We start from the raw sequence: 15961 nt of genomic DNA, 5'->3' as shown, positions 1-15961 counted from the left end.
CGGATGCCCATCCGGAACGTAAAGTAGATACCTGACCCCAAGAATCACCCAGCTTTGCCAGTGCCAAGGAGCGAACCACGTGAGTAGTACAAATGCCGGAGGTCGCTACTCGGTGACGATCCCGGCGGGCCGTGGCGACGCTGCCGGCACCGGCCTGCACATCTCAGAGTTGCACAAGGTTTTCGCCGTCGGGCGCAACGAAGTCGTCGCCCTCGACAACGCCAACCTGCACACCCACAAGGGCAGCTTTCTCTCGCTGCTTGGGCCGTCCGGTTGCGGAAAATCCACCATCTTACGCATCCTCGCCGGACTGGAACAGCCCACGAGCGGCACCACCCGGGTCGACGGCAAGAGCCCGCAGCAACTGCGACTGGGGCACCAGCTCGGCATTGCCTTCCAGGATTCCGCCCTGCTGCCGTGGCGCAGCGTGCGTTCGAACATTCGCCTGCCGTTCGAGGTCGCGCGCCTTCCAGTCGACGACGCCTACATCGACGAACTGATCGCCCTCGTCGGCCTGCAGGGTTTCGAGAAAGCCAAGCCGACGCAGCTCTCCGGCGGCATGAAGCAGCGGGTGTCGATCGCAAGGTCGCTCGTGCTCAAGCCCTCGGTGCTGCTGCTCGACGAACCCTTCGGGGCCCTCGACGATATGACCAGGCAGCGGCTCAACCTGGAGCTGCTGCGCATCTGGACGCAGAAGCCCGCCACGACGCTCATGGTCACCCACGGCATCGCCGAGGCCATCTTCCTCTCCGACCACGTCGCGGTCATGAGCGCCCGCCCTGGTCGGGTCAAGGAGGTCATCGACGTCGACCTCCCCAGGCCCCGACTGCCCGAGATGATGCGCTCGCCCGAGTTCCACGCCCTGCACGACCGCGCCTCCGACCTGCTGTTCAGCGATGCGGCAGTAACGGGCGACGACCGGTGATCCGCAGCTCGCTGCGCGTCCTGCCCGCCTGGGCGACCGGCCTGATCGGTGCCGCGATCGTCATCGCCCTGTGGTGGATCGGAGCCGTCACCGTGTTCGCCGAGGTCGGCTCAATGCCCGGCGGCGCGGTACCGACCCCGCTCGACGTGCTCGTGCAGCTCGTCAGCGACGGGCCGGCCTTCTACCTGCCTCACGTCAGCGTCACCGTTCTCGAAGCGCTCATCGGCTTCGCCTGGGGCAACGGGCTCGCCCTAACCCTCGCGGCGCTCGTGCTGGTGCTGCCGCGCATCGAGAAGATCGCGATGCAGGTCGCCGTGATCACCTATTGCATTCCGATTGTGGCCATCGGCCCGATCGCGTACATCGTGATCGGTGCGCCAAGCGCGGGCGACCCGGCCGGAACGGCCGTGTTCCTGGCCGCCATGTCGGTGTTCTTCACCACGGTCATCGGGTCGCTCGTTGGCCTCAAGGCAGCGGATGCCGCGAGCCTCGACCTCATCACCGTTTACGGCGGCAGCAGATTCACCCAACTGCGCAAGGTGCGCCTGATCGCCGGGCTGCCCAGTGTGCTCACCGCGCTGCAGGTCGCAGCGCCGGCCGCCTTCATCGGAGCCATTCTGGGGGAGTATCTCGGCGGGGTCAGCCGGGGGCTGGGTATCGCCATGCTCGTGGCCGGATCGACCGCGAACGTCGACCGGGTCTGGAGCCTCGCGCTCGTGGCCGGGGTCACCGCGGGCCTCGGCTACGCCATTTTCGCCGTCATCCTGCGCTTTGCGACGCCGTGGACAACAGGACGTAGCAGCCGATGAGTTTTGCACGGGTAGCGGTCACTACGGTCGCGCGCGGCGTGCTGACCGGGCTCATCACGCTGGTCCTGGTTCTGGTCGCCTGGCAGGGACTGCTCCTGCTGCTGGACATCTCGCCGTTCCTGGCCAAGGGGCCCCTCGACGTCTGGGCCTGGCTGATGGTCGTACCCGATGCCGCCGACAATCGAGCCCTCATCCTCGACAACCTCGCGGTGACCCTCGGCGATGCCTTTCTCGGGTTCGTGGCCGGTCTCACCTGTGCTCTGCTGCTCGCAGTGCTCTTCACGCTGTCGCGGGGCATCGAGCATGCCCTCATGCCCATCGCCCTGCTGCTGCGGTCGGTTCCGCTCGTGGCCCTCGTGCCGATCATCAGCCTCATCACCGGGCGTGGTCTCACGACCGCAGTGGTGATGGGGGCCATCGTCGTGCTGTTTCCGGCGCTCGTGAACATCGCGTTCGGGCTCCGTTCGACCTCACCGCAGATCAGCGACGTGATCACCGTGTATGGCGGCAATGCCTTCACGACCCTGCGCAAGGTTGCGCTGCCGAGTTCGCTGCCGTCCTTCTTCGCCGCGGTGAAGATCTCGGTGCCTGGGGCCATTACCGGCGCGCTGCTAGCGGAATGGCTCACGACCGGCCGGGGACTTGGCAACTCGATCGTCGCTGCCGTCGCCAAGGTGCAGAATTCCGAGGTGTGGGCATCCGTCGTGGTGATCACCATCGTCTCCCTCGCGCTCTACGGCCTGGCCCAGGTGGTCGAGAACCTGGTGCTGCGCCGCATGAGCATGGAGCAGAGCACGGCGGGCTGACCCTTCTGGCGCAGCCCGCGAGTGAGGTTAGAGCAGACCGTGTTCGGCGAGTTGGTTCGCGAGGCTCGATCCGTCGGGTCCATAAACCCACGGGGCCTCCGGACCGCCCTCGATGAGCACGGCGTCGCGGGAGCGCCCACCGGCGAGCACCGCTTCGCTCGGTGACAGCTGACGGATGGCCACGGCCGCGACGCTGCCCGGATAGTCCCGCTGGAAGTCGCTGTAGATGGCCTCGTCGTGCTGACCGTCGTCGCCGATCAGAATCCAACGCATGTGCGGGAACTGCTCGGCGAGTCGCCGCAGGTTGTCCCGTTTGTGCGCACTCCCGCTGCGGAACCAGCGGTCGTGGGTGGGCCCCCAGTCCGTCAGCAGCAGCGCGCCGGCCGGATAGAGGTTGCGGGAGAGAAAACGGGACAGGGTGGGGGCCACGTTCCAGGCGCCGGTGGAGAGGTAGATCACCGGGGCTCCGGGCGTGAACGACGCCAGTCGTTCCAGGAACACGGCCATGCCGGGCGTCGGCACCCTGGCATGCTCGTCGAGCACGAAGGTGTTCCAGGCGGCGAGCAGCGGACGGGGAAGCGTGGTGACCATGACGGTGTCGTCGACGTCGGAGACGATACCGAATCCGATCGTGGGTGCCACGATGAAGAGTGGCGCTTCGGCCACAGCCGAGAATTCGGTGTGCACCCGGGCAACGTGCCAGCCGGCGGGCAGCGACACGGGGACCACGGTGTCGACGACCCCGCCACGATCCGCCTGCACGCGGTGCATCTGGCCGTCGATTTCAATCGTGACCGTGACGTCGTTGACGGGAACGCTCGTGAAGCTGCGCCAGCCTCGAATGCCGGCGTCACGGCCATCCGCTCGGGGCCGCTTCTGGCGTTTCGAGGGTCTGTCCGGCTTGGCCAGCAGTACCCGGCACAGGATGCGCACCCAGGCGGTCGAGCCGTAACCGGTATAGGGAATGACGGTCGGCTGATAGCCGCGGCGTCGGGCGGAATGCTCACGGCGGTCGTGCAACCAGTCTTCGATCCGGGCCGCACGGTGCATGATCCGCTCGGGACTGGGCGCACGCGGCGTGGCGTCTGGAAACTCTGGCACGCCTTCATTCTGCCATGTTTGCTGTGCATCCCCCGATCAGTAATGTGGGATTAGGGTTTTACCCCGTAGGATGGTGATTTATCTTCAAGGGGGATTAATGTCGCTTGGTGGCCTATTGGGTGAACAGACCGGTGCAGCGCTGCAGCAGGTGCGCACCGAGCCGATTCAGCAGCGCAGCGCTGCACGTCTGTCCGGTTTGCTCGATGCGGCCGCCGCCGTCGTGGACGAGGTAGGTTTCGACCGCATCACGACCGCGATGATCGCGGAACGTGCCGGTGCTTCCATCGGCACGGTGTACCGTTACTACCCCGACCGGGTGGCCGTGCTGCACGCCCTGCACGAGCGCGCCGTGGTGCGCTTTCGGCAGCGCGTCGTCGATGAACTCAGCGCCAGCACCCTCGCCTCCTGGTGGGACGCGGTGGACTGCGTCGTGACCGCCTTTGTCAGCCTGTACCGTTCCGAGCCCGGCTTTCGCATCGTGAACTTCGACGACCGCGATGGCGCACCCGCCGCCGATGCCGTGGCCGACGCCGACTTCTTCGCCCGCCGCCTCGCCGATGTGCTCGTGAATGAGTTCGACCTGCCGGCCGGCGACGACCTGATCTTCCGTCTCGAGGTTGCTGTGGAGATGGCCGACGCGCTGCTCGCTCGTGCCTTCCACACCGACCCGGTCGGTGACGAGCGCTTCATCGCCGAATGTCGCCTCGTGCTGCGCAATTACCTCGATGGTTTCTACAGCCCGCAAGCGACCAACCTTCTCACCACCGCGTCCTGACCGTCGCTGGCAGCCGGGCGCTCCTCGGGGTGCCCGGCTTTTCTTGTCGGTAGGCCGGTCTGTTCGCTGCTGGATAAATAATTCTGCGTAATCCGTTTTGCCTGTCGCCGCGAAAAGTGATTGGGTTAGCATCTGGTTTGTGTTGACCCGATGCGAGGAGCGAGCCGCCAGGATGATTGAATTCCACTCGGTGACCAAACAGTTCCCCGACGGCACCCTGGCCGTCGACGACTTCAGCCTCGTGCTGCCGTCCCGCAAGACCACCGTCTTCGTCGGCTCGTCGGGCTGTGGCAAAACCACGCTGCTGCGCATGATCAACCGCATGATCGATCCTTCGAGCGGTTCGATCGAGATCGACGGAATCGATATCGCCAGTGGCTCGGCCGTTGCCCTGCGACGCAGTATCGGCTACGTCATGCAGAATTCCGGACTTCTGCCGCACCGTCGCGTCATCGACAACGTAGCGACCGTGCCGTTGCTCAAGGGCGTCAATAAGGCGGATGCCCATGCGCAGGCACTCGAATTGCTCGACACCGTCGGGCTCGATCGTGCACTCGCCCACCGGTATCCCAGCCAGTTGTCCGGAGGGCAGCAGCAGCGCGTGGGCGTAGCCCGCGGCCTCGCCGTGAACCCGAACATCCTGCTCATGGATGAACCGTTCGGCGCCGTCGACCCGATTGTGCGCGACGATCTTCAGCAGGAACTGTTGCGCCTGCAACGCGACCTGGACAAGACGGTCGTGTTCGTGACCCACGATATCGACGAAGCATTCCTGCTCGGGGACCAGGTCGTGATCCTGGAGAAGGGCGCGCAGATCGCCCAGGTGGGAACCCCGAAGGAGATTCTGGCCAATCCGGCAAGCGACTTTGTCGCCACCTTCATCGGAGCGGACCGCGGAAAGCGACGCCTGGCCGTGGACTCGACCATCGCCCGCAGCGGTGACGATGTAGTGCTCGTAGACGGCGCCGGCTATGTCGCCGGTGTGATCGACGCCCCCGGGGGTGTCCTGCCCGGCGCCGGTGTCGGCGGGACCACGAATTCTCGGGCGCGCAGCGTATCGAACAAGACAGACCAGGCGGGCGATGCCTGATGGTCTGGCTGTGGGACAACCTCGATCTGGTACTCGGGCTGACGGCTGATCACGTTCGTCTGAGTATCATCCCGATCGTGGTCGGTTTCATCGTCTGTATCCCGTTCGGCTGGCTCGCCAACCGGTACACGGCGGCGCGCACCGTGCTGCTGACCCTGGGCGGAGTGCTCTTCACCATTCCGTCGCTGGCTCTGTTCGTCATGCTTCCGGCCATTCTCGGCACCCGCATCCTCGACGAGGCCAACGTGGTCGTGGCGCTCTGCATCTACGCGGTCGCCGTGATGGTGCGCGGGGCAGCGGATGCATTCGCCTCGGTGTCCAGGGACGTCATCTCCTCGTCCACCGCCGTTGGGTTCTCAGCGGTGTCGCGATTTTGGACCGTCGAGTTCCCGCTCGCCGGCCCCGTTCTGTTGGCGAGTCTCCGCGTCGTCTCGGTGAGTACGGTCAGCCTGCTCAGCGTGGGATCGCTGATCGGCGTGCAGAGTCTGGGCTACCTGTTCGTCAACGGCTACCAGCGTGACTTTCCCGAGGAGATCGTGATCGGAATCGGCTTCACCGTGCTGGTCGCCGTGGTCTTCGACACCGTCCTCGTGCTGCTCGGCCGTCTGTTGATGCCGTGGACGCGCCGGGCGCCCCGCCGTCGAGCGGTCACCGCGATCGCCGCCGAGGTGACCGCATGAACCTCTTTCTCGACGCCCTCAACTTTCTGTTTGATCCGGCCAACCTCACCGGCACGAACAGCATCCTGTCGCGCCTCGTCGACCACCTCGCCTACACCGGCCTGAGCATGGCCATAGCCCTCGTCATCGGCCTTCCGCTCGGACTCCTGGTCGGTCACACCGGCCGCGGGCGGAACGCGGTCGTCGCCGTCAGCAGTGCAGCCCGCGCGCTGCCGACCCTCGGGCTGATCTTTCTGATCATCCTGTACACGGGCCTCGGCGTCGGGCCGCTCATCATCGTGCTGGTCATCCTCGCCGTCCCGCCGCTGCTGGCCGGCGCCTATTCCGGACTCGAAGCCGTGAATCGCCAGACCATCGATGCGGCCCGGGCAATCGGCATGACGGAGTGGCAGATTCTTCTCAAGGTGGAGATTCCCCTCGCGATGCCGCTCATCTTCGGCGGCATCCGTTCGGCGACCCTCCAGGTGATCGCCACCGCCACGATCGCCGGCTATGTGGGGCTGACCGGGCTTGGCCGTTTCTTGATCGAGGGGCTTGCCCTGCGTGACTACAAGCTCGCCCTGGCCGGTGCGATACTCGTCATCGCCCTGGCGCTCTGTGTCGATGCGATCCTCGCTCTGACCGGGCGACTCGTCGTTCCGCACGGGGTGGCCCGCGGACTGGCGCGTTCCACCGATAAATCCGACGCGCCCACACCCCGACTGCACGGGCGCGTGTCATCAGCACCATCCAACCCTTAAGGATATGTCTCATGCTCACACAGCACCGAACATCCACCCCCCGTCGTGGTCGCCTGATTCTGGGCGCTGCCCTCGCAACGTCCGTCGCTGCGGCCCTCGTCGGTTGCAGCTCGGGGGATCCGCTGGGCGCCGATTCCGGTGCGCCCGCCGACACCACGAGCATCACCATTGGATCGCAGGGGTTTGCCGAGAGTGAAATTCTCGCGCAGATCTACGGCCAGGTTCTCGCAGCCAACGGTTACACGGTCGACTACAACCCGGGAATCGGTTCGCGAGAGGCGTTCATCCCCGGACTGCAGGACGGTTCCATTGATATGATCCCGGAGTATTCCGGCAACCTCCTCCAGTTCCTAGACTCGTCCGCCACCGCATCCACGTCGGAAGAAATTAAGGAAGCCCTGCCGACAGCGCTTGAACCGGAAGGTCTTACGGTGCTCGACGCCGCACCGGCTGAAAATGCCGACTCCCTCGTCGTGACTCCCGAATTTGCCGCCGCGAACAACCTTGTGACCATCGCCGATCTGGCTCCGATCGCTTCAACGATCACCCTTGGGGCCAACACCGAGTTCCAGATTCGTCCCTACGGTGAGAGCGGCCTCGAGTCTGTATACGGCGTGACCGGGTACACCTTTAAAGCGATCGACGATTTCGGCGGACCGGGAACGCTCAGCGATCTGCTGAGCGGCGCCATCCAGGTTGCTGACATCTACACGACCACGCCCTCGATCAAGCAGAACAACCTCGTCATCCTCGAAGACCCGGAAAACCTCATCGCGGCACAGAACGTCGTCCCCCTGCTGAACTCGGACTTCTCTTCTGACAAGCTCGCAGCACTGCTCAACCCGGTGTCGGCCAAACTAACGACTGACGGTGTGCTCGACCTCAACGAGCAAAGCAACTCAGACGCCAAGCCGTCGCCGGAAAAGCTCGCCACCGAGTGGCTTACCGCCAACGGCTTTCTGTAGCGAGACGCTGCCTCAGGCAGCGAACAGAATGAGTGCCGGCCCGGTCAGGAGTACCGCCGCCACGGTGAGTGCTCCGACCGTGGCGGCGTGACCAAGTGGCACGGCCGGATTCACCAGCCGCGCCACTCGCGGCATTACCTGGTGCGCCGGATGCTCGGGCGCTGCAGCGAGGCCCTGTTCCAGGAATGAAGCGGATGCGGCGGCGCGAGCCGTCGCATCCGCTTCACTGTTGGTGGGCGCGGCGAAACCGGCGAGTGCGAAGCCCACGAGGGCGATCGCGCGGGCCAGGGTGTAATCGTCGACGACGCGGCGGGCGTGATCGTCGGCGAGCATCTCCACCAGCAGGGCGACTGCGTTCTCGGCGCGATTGGCGATGGGGAACCACGGCAGCGCGCTGTGCCAGCTCTTGAACGCGAGCAACACCAGGTGGTGCTGCTGCACGAGGTGGGCTTGTTCGTGGGCGATCACCGCACGAACCTGGTCGGCGTCGAGCAGTCGCAGCAGCCCCTTGGAGAGCACGGTCGCCGAATGCCCGGCCCCGGGCAGGCAATAGGCGACCGGCGCCGGATGGTCGATGACGCGCATGCCCGGCCGGCCGTGCAGCGGATCGCTGAGTAGGGCGATGAGGGAATGGTGGTGGCGCCGCTGGCGCTCGGCCCGCACGAAGGTCGCGAGCAGGTTCAACAGCAGGTGCGTACCGAGCAGAATGGCGGCCCCGAGAGCGAGCACGTGGGCGACGCTCGTGCCCGCGGGAAGGGAACCGGCTTGCACATCACCGCCGAGCGCCACGACGCTCTCGCCGAGAGCGCTTCCAAAGGGGACGAGGCCGTAGAGCAGTAGTGAGCCGATCATCGACAGGCCGCCCGACAGCGCGATGGCCTGCCAGAGCACCAGAGCCACGCCGGGGGAGCGTGCTGGCCAGTCTGCGCGCGCCAGCGCCAGGGGTACCGGCCAAGCCAGCAGCACGGCGATGACGCCGAGCAAAGCGGCGGCAATGATCACAGGATCGCTGACTAGCTCTGGCCGGCTTTATTCATTGTCAGCAGGCGCCACGCCAAGCAGCTGCCGCAGGGTGTCCGCCTCCTGGGGGGTGACGCCGCCGATGAAGCGCACCAGAGTGGCCTGGCGGTCGGGTACTTGCCCGAGAACTTCATGCATAAGGCCGGCGGTGTGGGCGGCGCGGGACATGACCGCGGTGTAGGCGTGCGGACGCACATCGCGGTCGCGGGTCACGAAGCCCTTTGCTTCGAGCCGAGACAACACCGTCAAAATGGTGGTCGTCGCCAGCGGCTTCGCGCGGCTGGCCGACACGTCGGGACTCACTAGGAGATCTTTCAGTTCGTTCGCGGTCAGTGGTGCCGGGGAGTCCCACAGGACATCCATCATCAGCCTCTCGAGCACGCCCAAATTTGCCATGCACACCATACTACGCGGCCAAACTGTGATTTCTACGAGTCGTAGAATACCCAAGTTCTACACAGCGTAGAACGGTAACGTTCTACACATCGTAGAAAGCATGCGTGATGGTTTCAATGCTGGAGGACAGATGAACGATTGGTTGGATCCTTTACTACTGTCCCGGTGGCAGTTCGGTCTCACGACCGTCTATCACTTTATTTTCGTGCCACTCACGATCGGTATGGCCCTCACGGTCGCGATCTTCCAGACGGCCTGGGTGCGCACGGACAAGGCAAAATACCTACAGCTCACGCACTTCTTCGGCAAGATCTTCCTAATCAACTTCGCCATGGGTGTCGTGACCGGCATCGTGCAGGAATTTCAATTCGGCATGAACTGGTCGGATTACTCGCGGTTCGTCGGTGACGTTTTCGGCGCCCCCTTGGCTTTCGAGGGTATCGTCGCGTTCTTCCTGGAGGCAACGTTCATCGGGCTATGGATTTTTGGATGGGACAAGCTCCCGAAAAAGATACACCTTGCCACCATCTGGTTGATCACCCTCGGCAGCGTCGCCAGCGCATACTTCATTCTCGCGGCCAACGCCTTCATGCAGAACCCCGTTGGGTACACCATCAACGCCGAAAAAGGCCGGGCAGAGCTGACGAGCATCGGCGATCTCTTGACCAATCCCATCGCCCTCGCCGCGTTCCCGCACACCATCTTCGCGTGTTTCATGGTCTCTGCCGGCTTGATCATCTCGGTCGCTGCCTGGCACTTGGCCCGCAACCAACATTACGAAACCATGCGTCCCGCGCTGAAGTTCGGACTCTGGATGATGGTCATCGCCGGCCTTGCCACGACCCTGGCGGGCGATCAGCTCAGCCTCATCATGGGCGAGGTGCAGCCGATGAAAATGGCTGCCGCCGAAGCTCTGTACCACACCGCGACAGGGGCGAACGCTTCGTTCTCGATCTTCACGCTGGGCACGCCCGATGGTGTGCACGAGCTCTTCTCCGTGCGCGTACCGTATTTGCTGTCCTTCCTCTCCACCCACACCTTCGACGGCACCGTCCAGGGCATCAACAACCTGCAGGCGCAGTACGTCGACGTCTACGGCCCCGGCGACTACACGCCCACCATCTGGATCACCTACTGGGCATTTCGGTGGATGATCGGGCTCGGACTGGCCCACATACTCGTTGCCGTCGCCGGCCTGTTCTTCACCCGCACGGGCGCCACGACGACCCGCCCCTGGATGTGGAAGGTCGCCATCTGGAGCTTCCCGATGTCGTTCCTCGCCATGACCGTCGGCTGGGTCTTCACCGAAATGGGCCGTCAGCCCTGGCTCGTATTTGGACTGCTGCGCACCGAAGACGGCGTCTCGCCCGGCGTGACCGGCGTGGAGATTCTGATCTCACTCATCATTTTCACCGTGCTCTATGGCATTCTCGCGGTGGTCGAATTCAAACTCATCCTCCGGGCCGTTCAAAAGGGCCCGGACGAGGCTCCGGTCTCGGGGGTCGAATCCGCCGAATCCGGCGAAGTCCAGCACACGGTCACGATCTACTAGGACGGGTTCACAGGCATACGAGATGGATCTCACAATTCTTTGGTTCTGGATCATCGCTTTCATGTTCATCGGATACTTCGTCCTCGACGGTTTCGACTTCGGGGTCGGCATGTCCCTCCCATTCCTCGGTAAGGACGACACCGATCGCCGCGTTCTCATCAACACCATCGGTCCGGTCTGGGACCTCAACGAAACCTGGGTAATTGTGGCGGGGGCGTCCCTGTTCGCGGCGTTCCCCGAGTGGTACGCAACAATGTTCAGCGGGTTCTACCTGGCGCTGGTACTCATTCTGGTGGCACTGATCGTGCGGGGGGTGTCGTTCGAATACCGGCACCAACGCCCCGAATCGGAGTGGAAGAAATGGTTCGACGGCATGATCATCGTCGGTTCGGCCGTTCCTGCGCTGCTCTGGGGTGTGGCCTTCGCCAACATCGTGCGCGGTGTGCCGCTCAACGCCAACCACGACTACATCGGCTCGTTCTTCGACCTGCTCAACCCGTATGCCTTACTCGGCGGCGTCACCACGCTGCTGCTGTTCTTCGTGCACGGAGCGGTGTTCGTCTCGCTCAAGACAGAGGGGGACATCCGAGTCCGCGCGAGCAAGCTCGCCGCCAGAGCCGGAATCGTGACGATCGTGGTCGCGGCCACCTTCCTAGTGTGGACCACGTTCGCGTACGGCACTGTGGCATCCGCGATTTTTGCCGCCCTGGCCGCTGCGGCGCTGATCGCGTCCTTCCTGGCGAACCTGCGCGGCGCTGAACGGCTCGCGTTTGGCCTGATGGCCGGCACGATCGGTCTGACAGTGCTGACCCTGTTCGCGTCGCTGTTTCCCGACGTCATGCCGGCCAGCAATGATCCTGCGAACAGCCTGACAGTCGCCAACGCCGCCTCGTCGGCGTACACACTCGGTGTGATGAGCTGGACGGCGCTGATCGGAATGCCCGTCATTCTGCTCTACCAGGGCTGGACCTACTGGGTGTTCCGCAAGCGCATCGGCCGGGCCCACATCGAGGTCGCCGTTCACTAGCATGCCGTTCACTACTGCTGTGGGAGACTGAGCCAGTGCGCCCTCTGGATCGTCGCCTTCTTCATTACGCGTCAGCCGCGCGTCGGTTTCTTCTCATCGGCGCGCTGCTCGGGTTCGCGCAAACCGTCGTCGTCATCGCGTTCGCGTGGTTGCTGACCCGGGCGATTACCCTCGCGGTGGCAGGGGAGCGCCTGAGTGAGATCGTGCCAACCCTGGCCGCCCTCGCCGGAGCGATCGTCCTGCGGTCGGTGCTCATCTGGCTGCTCGAGGTGTCGGCCAACCGCGGTGCCGCTTTGGTCAAGAGCCAGTTGCGGGCTCGCGTGATGGCCACACTTGCCGCGCGGGGCCCCGACTGGGTCGCTTCCCGGCAAAGTGCTCGCCTGTCGACTGTCGCGACGACCGGTCTCGACGCGCTGGACAACTACTTCGCCCGGTACCTGCCGCAGTTGCTGCTGACCATGATCGCAACACCGATCCTGATCACCGTCATGCTCTGGCAGGACCTGGCCAGTGGCCTCACGGTCATCATCGTGATTCCGCTCATTCCCATATTCATGATTCTGATCGGCCGCGCCACTCAAACGGTGCAACAGGAGCAATGGCAGGCGCTGCAACGACTCTCCACCTCATTTCTCGACGTGGTCGGGGGCCTTGGCACTCTAAAGATCTATGGGCGGGAACGGCGCCAATTCGTGCTGCTCCGCTCCATCACCGAGCAATATCGCGCCCGCACCATGAAGGTGCTCCGGGTCTCCTTCCTGAGCGGCTTCGTACTCGAGCTCGCCGCGAGCCTCTCGGTAGCGATCATCGCCGTGTCGATCGGCCTGCGCCTCATCGACGGCTCGTTATTGCTGGGTGTCGGCCTGTTCGTGCTGTTGCTCGCGCCGGAGGCTTTCTTGCCCGTACGCCAGGTTGGCGCCCAATTTCATTCCGCGGCCGACGGCCTGGCCGCCGCCGAAGAACTATTCACGATTCTCGACGACGATATGGTGCTGAACGATACGGCGCCGACCGTTCCGAAGGCGGATGCTACGGCCGCGCCCGCCGATCAGCTCGGCTCCGGCACGGGGGGACTGCTTCTGGCTGGCGTCACCGTTCGGCGCGGGGATACGGTGGTAATCGACCAGCTGCACGCGCACTTCGCTTTCGGTAAGCTCAGCGTGCTGCGCGGAGTGAGCGGGGTGGGCAAATCGACCCTGGTAGCCGCCCTGCTCGGCTTCGTGCCGATGTCCGGTGAGGTCACGCTCGGCGGCGTGGCCGTGGTCAGCGGGGCGACTCGGCCGTGGTTGGCCTGGGCCGGCCAGCGCCCCGGCCTGTTTCGCGGAACGGTAGCCGAGAATGTGGCGCTCGGGGCGGCAGCCGCTGACCCGCGTGTGATCACGCAGTCGCTCGATTGGGCGGGCGCGGCCGACGTGTCACCCGCCACTGTTCTCGGAGTGAATGGCGACGGACTCTCGGGTGGTCAGGCGCAACGCGTTACCGCAGCGCGGGCCATCTACCGGGCGCTTGTGACCGACTGCCCGGTGGTGATTCTGGACGAACCGAGCTCAGCGCTCGACGTCGAAGCCGAAGCGCGACTCCTCGCCGGGCTGCGCCGGCTCGCCGACCAGGGACGCGTCGTGATCGTCGTCAGTCACCGACCAGCCGTCGTGGCCGCCGCGGACCACGTGATTGAACTGCTGGAGCTCACCCATGTCTGACGTCACTCTCGACAGGGCTGCCCGAGACGTGCTGCGTCTCGCCCAGCCGCGCCCACGATGGTTTGTTCCCGGCCTGCTGGCCGGCATCGGGAGCTCCGTCATGGCGGTGGCGTTGCTGGCCTGCTCGGCCTGGCTGATCACCCGGGCGGCGGAAATGCCATCTCTGGCGTACTTGGGCCTGGCCGTCGTCGGCGTGCGCGCATTCGCCATCGGGCGCTCCGTGTGTCGCTATCTCGAACGGTTAGCCAGCCACGATGCGGCATTCCGGCAGCTCGCCGAGCTGCGCTTGGGAATCTTCCGTCGCATCGTCCCGGTGGCCCCGGCGGGGCTGGCTACCACCGGGCGCGGTGACCTGCTCACCCGCCTCGTGCGTGATGTCGATGACCTACAGGACCTGCCGTTGCGTGTCGTGCAACCGCTCCTGGTGGCTGGCGTCACCGCCCTGCTCAGTGTGATCGGTATCTGGCTGGTGGTGCCGGCCGCCGGACTCACCCTGCTCGTCTGCCTGCTGCTGGCCGGAGTGCTCGGAACCATTCTCTCCGGCAGCCTGGCAGCCCGAGCCGACCGGGAGCTCGCACCGCTGCGCGGCGCCCTCGCCGACGAGGTGCTCGAAATCGTCGAAAATCTGGATGCGCTCACCGCCTTCGATGCCCTCAGCCCGCGTCTGGTTCAGCTCGCGCGTACCGATGCGCTTCTGCGTCAAGCCAGCCTGCGTCGGTCGGTTGGGGTTGGCGTGCAGTCCGCCATCATGTCCCTGTTCGCCGGCGCGGCGACGCTCGGCGCGCTCTACTTCGGTATCCCCGAGCTCATAAGCGGCGGCGGAGTGCTTAGCCCGGTGCTGCTCGGTCCGACCCTGGTCGTCGCAGTGCTTGTGCCCCTGGCCGTGTTCGAGGTATTCGGCATGATTCCCCTCGCCGCTTCTGCCTGGCGGCAGGTGCGGGTGGGAGCTCGGCGTGTCGCCGACGTCGTTCCGGCGACGGCGCCCGTTGAGATTCCCATCGACGTCGTGAAGCCGCAGTCGCTCTCTGCCACCGATCGGGCCGCAGCGCCACCGTCAGTCGTGCTCGAACTGACCGATCTCGGCGCCCGTTGGCCCGGCCAGGCCGAACCCGGGGTGTCCGGCGTGACCCTGCGCCTGGCGCCGGGGGACCGCGTGCATCTCGCCGGGCCGAGCGGCGCCGGCAAAACCACGCTCGCGCACAGCCTCGTGCGCTTTCTCGATTACACGGGCTCGTATCGGCTCAACGGGGTCGAGGCGCGTCTGCTCGCCCAGACCGAGGTGCGGCGGGTGGTCGGACTGTGCGAGCAGCGCCCGTGGTTGTTTGATGACAGCATCCGCCAGAATTTGCTGTTTGCTCGCGATACGGCCACTGATGCGGAACTCGACGCCGTGCTGGCCCGCGTCGGCCTGGCCGACTGGACCGCCCAGCGCGGCGGTCTCGATGCCCGCGTCGGCGAGCGCGGTGCGCTCGTCTCCGGCGGTCAGGCCCAGCGCATTGCGTTGGCACGGGCCCTGCTGGCCGACTTTCCGGTGCTCATCGTCGACGAGCCCACCGCCAACGTCGACAGCGTCGGAGCGGATGCCCTCGTGCGCGACATCTTGACTGCGGCGGCCGACGCCCACCGCGCGGTGCTGCTCATCTCGCATACTCCTGTGCCCGATGAGCTCGTAACGGCCCGGGTGACGCTGCCCGCCCGTTTCTAGTGGATCAGTCCATGTGGCGCAGTTCGCGGCGATGCAACCACTTCTTGATCAAAAACACCGTGAGCACGAACAGGGCGATCGCGCCGACGAAGAGATAACCGGCAAAATGCAGGCGCCCACTAAGTTCGCGATAGCCGCCGGCCACCGCCGAACCGACGCTGACATAAGCGAGTGACCAGATGATGCAGGCAGGAATGGTCCAGGCCATAAAGGTGCGGTATCGCATGCGACTCGCCCCGACGGTCACCGGAATAAGCGAGTGCAAGACTGGCAAAAATCGAGAGATCAAGACGGCGACACCGCCGCGCCGGTCAAGATAGTTCTCGGCGCGAATCCAGTTGCGTTCTCCGATACGTCGGCCGAGTCGGCTGCTCCGAATGAACGGGCCGAAGTGGTGCCCGAGGGCGAAACCGATGCTCTCCCCGGCCAGGGCGCCCACAATCACGGCCAGAACGAGGGTGATGAACTCGACCGGGCCGGCTACCGCCGTGCTGGCCACGATGATGATGGTGTCGCCGGGGACGATCAAACCCACCAGCACCGAGGTCTCCAGCAGCATGCCCAGAAATGCCAGAAGCGTTCTGATGACCGGGTCGACACCGGCGACGGTGTCAAGGATCCAGGTGAGGATGTCATTCATTTCTCCCAGCCTACGTGCTGCGCGCGATTC

At 65.0% G+C, this 15961-nt stretch carries 16 protein-coding genes; 12 read left to right on the top strand and 4 right to left on the bottom strand.

Going from position 1 to position 15961, the window contains the following annotated elements; genetic code table 11:
- Window positions 1–118: 118 nt before the first annotated feature.
- From E3T47_RS10220 to E3T47_RS10210, 3 genes are read left to right on the top strand one after another with little or no spacing between them, the layout of a single operon-like run.
- Complete coding sequence (locus tag E3T47_RS10220; protein ID WP_134556197.1) at window positions 119–925, top strand: ABC transporter ATP-binding protein; 807 nt, start codon at window positions 119–121, stop codon at window positions 923–925.
- Window positions 922–1734 (top strand): ABC transporter permease, encoded by an 813-nt coding sequence (locus tag E3T47_RS10215; RefSeq protein WP_241982155.1) that lies wholly within the window; start codon window positions 922–924, stop codon window positions 1732–1734. The genes E3T47_RS10220 and E3T47_RS10215 overlap by 4 nt, the downstream gene beginning before the upstream one ends.
- Window positions 1731–2540, top strand: a complete 810-nt coding sequence (locus E3T47_RS10210; RefSeq protein ID WP_134555969.1) for an ABC transporter permease — start codon at window positions 1731–1733, stop codon at window positions 2538–2540. The genes E3T47_RS10215 and E3T47_RS10210 overlap by 4 nt, the downstream gene beginning before the upstream one ends.
- A 27-nt stretch (window positions 2541–2567) precedes the next feature.
- Here E3T47_RS10210 and E3T47_RS10205 read toward each other — a convergent pair whose 3' ends face one another.
- The gene (locus E3T47_RS10205) at window positions 2568–3590 is read right to left on the bottom strand and encodes an App1 family protein (RefSeq protein ID WP_134556195.1); all 1023 of its coding nucleotides are present in this window, start codon (window positions 3588–3590) and stop codon (window positions 2568–2570) included.
- A 148-nt stretch (window positions 3591–3738) separates the two neighbouring features.
- On the opposite strand from E3T47_RS10205, the gene E3T47_RS10200 reads away from it, so the two are divergent.
- The 5 genes from E3T47_RS10200 (at window position 3739) to E3T47_RS10180 (ending at window position 7891) form a co-directional block, all read left to right on the top strand.
- Entirely contained in the window at window positions 3739–4416 is a 678-nt protein-coding gene (locus E3T47_RS10200; RefSeq protein ID WP_134555968.1) for a TetR/AcrR family transcriptional regulator, read from the top strand.
- Window positions 4417–4588: 172 nt separating this feature from the next.
- Window positions 4589–5506 carry an ABC transporter ATP-binding protein gene (locus E3T47_RS10195; protein WP_134555967.1) on the top strand — a complete coding sequence of 306 codons (918 nt, stop codon included), beginning with the start codon at window positions 4589–4591 and terminating at the stop codon, window positions 5504–5506.
- Entirely contained in the window at window positions 5506–6186 is a 681-nt protein-coding gene (locus E3T47_RS10190; RefSeq protein WP_134555966.1) for an ABC transporter permease, read from the top strand. The genes E3T47_RS10195 and E3T47_RS10190 overlap by 1 nt, the downstream gene beginning before the upstream one ends.
- Window positions 6183–6926: an ABC transporter permease gene (locus E3T47_RS10185; RefSeq protein ID WP_134555965.1), complete on the top strand. Its 744-nt coding sequence runs from the start codon at window positions 6183–6185 to the stop codon at window positions 6924–6926. The genes E3T47_RS10190 and E3T47_RS10185 overlap by 4 nt, the downstream gene beginning before the upstream one ends.
- A gap of 11 nt (window positions 6927–6937) precedes the next feature.
- On the top strand, window positions 6938–7891 hold the full coding sequence (locus tag E3T47_RS10180; protein WP_241982153.1) for an ABC transporter substrate-binding protein: 954 nt from the start codon (window positions 6938–6940) through the stop codon (window positions 7889–7891).
- Window positions 7892–7903: 12 nt separating this feature from the next.
- Here the strand turns inward: E3T47_RS10180 and E3T47_RS10175 are convergent, their stop codons facing one another.
- Together E3T47_RS10175 and E3T47_RS10170 are read right to left on the bottom strand one after the other, a co-directional pair.
- Window positions 7904–8893: a M56 family metallopeptidase gene (locus E3T47_RS10175; protein WP_134555964.1), complete on the bottom strand. Its 990-nt coding sequence runs from the start codon at window positions 8891–8893 to the stop codon at window positions 7904–7906.
- 27 nt (window positions 8894–8920) lie between these two features.
- On the bottom strand, window positions 8921–9307 hold the full coding sequence (locus E3T47_RS10170) for a BlaI/MecI/CopY family transcriptional regulator (protein WP_134555963.1): 387 nt from the start codon (window positions 9305–9307) through the stop codon (window positions 8921–8923).
- A 130-nt stretch (window positions 9308–9437) separates the two neighbouring features.
- Between E3T47_RS10170 and E3T47_RS10165 the strand changes: the two genes are divergently transcribed.
- From E3T47_RS10165 to cydC, 4 genes are read left to right on the top strand one after another with little or no spacing between them, the layout of a single operon-like run.
- On the top strand, window positions 9438–10859 hold the full coding sequence (locus E3T47_RS10165) for a cytochrome ubiquinol oxidase subunit I (protein ID WP_134555962.1): 1422 nt from the start codon (window positions 9438–9440) through the stop codon (window positions 10857–10859).
- Between the two features lie 22 nt (window positions 10860–10881).
- Window positions 10882–11886, top strand: a complete 1005-nt coding sequence (cydB, locus tag E3T47_RS10160) for a cytochrome d ubiquinol oxidase subunit II (protein ID WP_134555961.1) — start codon at window positions 10882–10884, stop codon at window positions 11884–11886.
- A gap of 35 nt (window positions 11887–11921) precedes the next feature.
- Window positions 11922–13586, top strand: a complete 1665-nt coding sequence (gene cydD / locus E3T47_RS10155; protein WP_241982151.1) for a thiol reductant ABC exporter subunit CydD — start codon at window positions 11922–11924, stop codon at window positions 13584–13586.
- Window positions 13579–15291: a thiol reductant ABC exporter subunit CydC gene (cydC, locus tag E3T47_RS10150; protein WP_134555959.1), complete on the top strand. Its 1713-nt coding sequence runs from the start codon at window positions 13579–13581 to the stop codon at window positions 15289–15291. Before cydD ends, cydC begins: the two co-directional genes overlap by 8 nt.
- Window positions 15292–15295: 4 nt before the next feature.
- Here the strand turns inward: cydC and E3T47_RS10145 are convergent, their stop codons facing one another.
- Window positions 15296–15931 (bottom strand): DedA family protein, encoded by a 636-nt coding sequence (locus tag E3T47_RS10145; RefSeq protein WP_134555958.1) that lies wholly within the window; start codon window positions 15929–15931, stop codon window positions 15296–15298.
- Window positions 15932–15961: the final 30 nt, after the last annotated feature.

It is taken from the genome of Cryobacterium ruanii, from assembly GCF_004404055.1.
In the GTDB taxonomy this organism is placed as follows: Bacteria; Actinomycetota; Actinomycetes; order Actinomycetales; family Microbacteriaceae; genus Cryobacterium; species Cryobacterium ruanii.
This window is presented reverse-complemented; position numbering and strand designations above follow the sequence as displayed.

What these genes read in the sequence shown, in the direction of transcription:
- E3T47_RS10210 (WP_134555969.1), top strand. Translation starts at nt 1,731, where the DNA reads ATGAGTTTTGCACGGGTAGCGGTCACTACGGTCGCGCGCGGCGTGCTG.
- E3T47_RS10205 (WP_134556195.1), bottom strand. Translation starts at nt 3,590, where the DNA reads ATGCACCGTGCGGCCCGGATCGAAGACTGGTTGCACGACCGCCGTGAG.
- E3T47_RS10200 (WP_134555968.1), top strand. Translation starts at nt 3,739, where the DNA reads ATGTCGCTTGGTGGCCTATTGGGTGAACAGACCGGTGCAGCGCTGCAG.
- E3T47_RS10195 (WP_134555967.1), top strand. Translation starts at nt 4,589, where the DNA reads ATGATTGAATTCCACTCGGTGACCAAACAGTTCCCCGACGGCACCCTG.
- E3T47_RS10190 (WP_134555966.1), top strand. Translation starts at nt 5,506, where the DNA reads ATGGTCTGGCTGTGGGACAACCTCGATCTGGTACTCGGGCTGACGGCT.
- E3T47_RS10185 (WP_134555965.1), top strand. Translation starts at nt 6,183, where the DNA reads ATGAACCTCTTTCTCGACGCCCTCAACTTTCTGTTTGATCCGGCCAAC.
- E3T47_RS10180 (WP_241982153.1), top strand. Translation starts at nt 6,938, where the DNA reads ATGCTCACACAGCACCGAACATCCACCCCCCGTCGTGGTCGCCTGATT.
- E3T47_RS10170 (WP_134555963.1), bottom strand. Translation starts at nt 9,307, where the DNA reads ATGGCAAATTTGGGCGTGCTCGAGAGGCTGATGATGGATGTCCTGTGG.
- E3T47_RS10165 (WP_134555962.1), top strand. Translation starts at nt 9,438, where the DNA reads ATGAACGATTGGTTGGATCCTTTACTACTGTCCCGGTGGCAGTTCGGT.
- cydB (WP_134555961.1), top strand. Translation starts at nt 10,882, where the DNA reads ATGGATCTCACAATTCTTTGGTTCTGGATCATCGCTTTCATGTTCATC.
- cydC (WP_134555959.1), top strand. Translation starts at nt 13,579, where the DNA reads ATGTCTGACGTCACTCTCGACAGGGCTGCCCGAGACGTGCTGCGTCTC.
- E3T47_RS10145 (WP_134555958.1), bottom strand. Translation starts at nt 15,931, where the DNA reads ATGAATGACATCCTCACCTGGATCCTTGACACCGTCGCCGGTGTCGAC.